Origin of the sequence: Cellulomonas septica (assembly GCF_012396155.1) — a bacterium.
Taxonomy (GTDB): Bacteria; Actinomycetota; Actinomycetes; order Actinomycetales; family Cellulomonadaceae; genus Cellulomonas; species Cellulomonas septica.
Genome location: NZ_JAAXOY010000516.1, coordinates 1 through 2,580 on the forward strand (window position 1 = coordinate 1; position 2,580 = coordinate 2,580).

Genomic DNA, 2,580 nt, shown 5'->3' on the forward strand with positions numbered 1-2,580 from the left:
CGACTGCCACGTGCAGACGCACGCCTCGTTGCCCTCGGGGTCGGCGAGCACCCAGAACGCGGGCGCGCGCGTGTCCGAGAGCAGCCGGCCGCCGGCGGCGACCGCGGCGTCGACCCGCGCCTGCGCCTGGTCGTGCGGCACGGTGACGTCGAGGTGGATGCGGTTGCGCTGCGGCCGGGGCTCGTCCATCTGCTGGAACCAGAACGTGGGCCCCTCGCCGGCGGGGTCGACGAGGCCGTTCTCGTCGTCGCCGGGCTGGTCCTCGTAGGCCAGCACGGCCTTCCAGAACGGACGGACCGCGGGGATGTCGAGCGCGTCGACCGCGACCTCGAGCAGCTCGCTGCGCGGCACGTCGGCGGTCAGACCGAGCTCGTCGGCGAGCGCGCTGACCGTCGCGGCGAGGTCCACGTCGCGCTGCGTCAGGCCGGCCACGTCGTGGCTCGACGTCGTGACCGTGACCTGGCCCCAGCGCAGCAGCACGTCGGGGTGGTGGTTCGCGGCGTCGGCGGCCTCGGCGACCCGGGCGACGAACGCCGCGCCCTGCGCGAAGTCGGCGGCGCGGAACGTCGCGCGCAACCGACCGAGCAGGACGCGCCAGTGCCGCGCGTCGACGGCGTCGGTGACGACGGAGTGCGGGAGCTTCTCGGTTCCACCCATGCGGCCACCCTCCCACCGGCGGACGACGCGCACGACCCCGTCCTCGCGCCCGCCCGGGGCCCCGTCGCGGTCCCCAGGACGGCGTCGCGGCTCGGGACGTCAGCGCTGGAGGGCCGCCTCGGCCTCCGACTCGGCGCCCGCGCGGATGTGGCGGGTCACCCACGGGGCGACCGCGAACATCGCGCCGGCGAAGACGAGCGCGACCAGGCCGATGCCGCCGAAGTACGCGGTGTCGCTCGCGCCCTCGGTCGCCTGGACGAGCTGCGCGGTGATCGCGTTGCCCGCGGCGGGCGCGAGGAACCACAGGGCCATGGCCTGCCCACGGAACGCCTTCGGGGCGAGCAGGGTCGTCGCGGCGAGGCCCACGGGCGACAGGCACAGCTCGCCGATCGTCTGCAGCAGGTAGACGCCGCCGAGCACCCAGGGCGGCGACTTGGTGTCCGCGAACACCGCGGACATCCCCGCGAGGAACACGAAGCTGAGCGCGGCGAACGTCAGCCCGATCGCGAACTTCACGGCGGTCGGCGGGCGGTCGTCGAGCTTGACCCACAGCCAGGCGAACACGGGCGCCAGCAGGATGATGAGCGCGGGGTTGATCGACTGGAACAGCTCGGGCGAGAGCGTCGTGCCCAGGACCTCGAGGTCGGTGCGGCTCTCGGCGTACTGCGCGAGCGTGCTCGCGGCCTGCTCGAAGATCATCCAGAACAGCGTCGCGGCGACGAACAGCGGGACGTAGGCGCGCAGCCGGGACCGTTCGTGGTCGGTGACCTTGGGCGACCGGAACATCACCCAGAGCGTCGCGACCGGCGCCACGAGCGCCAGGTAGGACAGCGCGTCGACGAACGTCGCGGGGCCGAAGCCGCCGCTGACGACCCACGCGACCGCGACCGCGACGAGCACGCCCAGGACGACCACGAGGACCATGCGCGTGACGCCCGGGCGGTCCGCGGCGGTCAGCGGGTTCGGGGCCACGTCGCCCGCGCCGCCGAGGAGCCGACGACCGAGCACGAAGAACACGAGCGCGATGCCCATGCCGACCGCCGCGACGGCGAAGCCGGCGTGGTACCCGCCGATCGACCGCGCGAGGCCGACGACGAGCGGGGCCGCGAGCGACCCGATGTTGATGCCCATGTAGAAGATCGAGAACGCCGAGTCGCGTCGCGGGTCCTCGCGGCCGTACAGCTCGCCGACCATGCTCGACACGTTGGGCTTGAGCAGGCCCGTGCCGAGCGCGACGAGCCCGATGCCCAGGTAGGAGAACCCGGCCGACGGGATCGTGAGCGCGACGTGCCCGGCCGCGATGACGACGCCGCCGTACAGGACGGACCGGCGCGCTCCGATCACGCGGTCCGCGAGCCAGCCGCCGACGACCGACAGCAGGTAGACGCCCGTCCCGTACGCCGCGACCATCGCGGCGCCGAGCGTGTCGTCGAGCCCCAGCCCGCCGTTCGCGACCGAGTCCGTCAGGTAGAAGAGCAGGATCGCGCGCATGCCGTAGTAGCTGAACCGCTCCCACAGCTCGGTGTTGAAGAGCGTGAACAGGCCCATCGGGTGGCCGAAGAACGCGCGGTCCCGCGGCACCTCCCGGCGGTGCGGCTCCTCGGACGGCTTGCGCAGCGCGCTCGCGCCGGACGGCTCCGTCTGCTCGGTCATGGTTCATGGAACCGCCGTCGGACCGTCGGCACCAGCGGTCGCCGCCGGGGTCGGCCGCCGTTACCGTCGCCGGGTGCCCACGATCCACTGGTTCCGCCGCGACCTGCGGCTCGCGGACAACCCGTCGCTCGTCGCGGCGGTCGAGGCCGCGCGGCGGGCCGACGACGAGGTCGTGGCCATGTTCGTGGTCGACCCCGCCCTGTGGGCGGCGGCCGGCGCCCCGCGGCTCGCGTACCTGGCCCGGTCGCTGCACGCGCTCGACGAGGCGAC

General features: G+C 74.1%; 3 protein-coding genes. 1 reads left to right on the forward strand and 2 read right to left on the reverse strand.

Going from position 1 to position 2,580, the window contains the following annotated elements; genetic code table 11:
* Positions 1-657, reverse strand: a 657-nt coding sequence (locus HGA02_RS15910; RefSeq protein WP_168680057.1) for a VOC family protein, incomplete at its 3' end; no start/stop codon positions are given.
* Between the two features lie 99 nt (positions 658-756).
* On the reverse strand, positions 757-2,310 hold the full coding sequence (locus HGA02_RS15915; RefSeq protein ID WP_168680059.1) for a peptide MFS transporter: 1,554 nt from the start codon (positions 2,308-2,310) through the stop codon (positions 757-759).
* Between the two features lie 73 nt (positions 2,311-2,383).
* On the opposite strand from HGA02_RS15915, the gene HGA02_RS21130 reads away from it, so the two are divergent.
* On the forward strand, positions 2,384-2,580 hold a 197-nt coding region (locus tag HGA02_RS21130; RefSeq protein ID WP_168680061.1), incomplete at its 3' end, for a deoxyribodipyrimidine photo-lyase.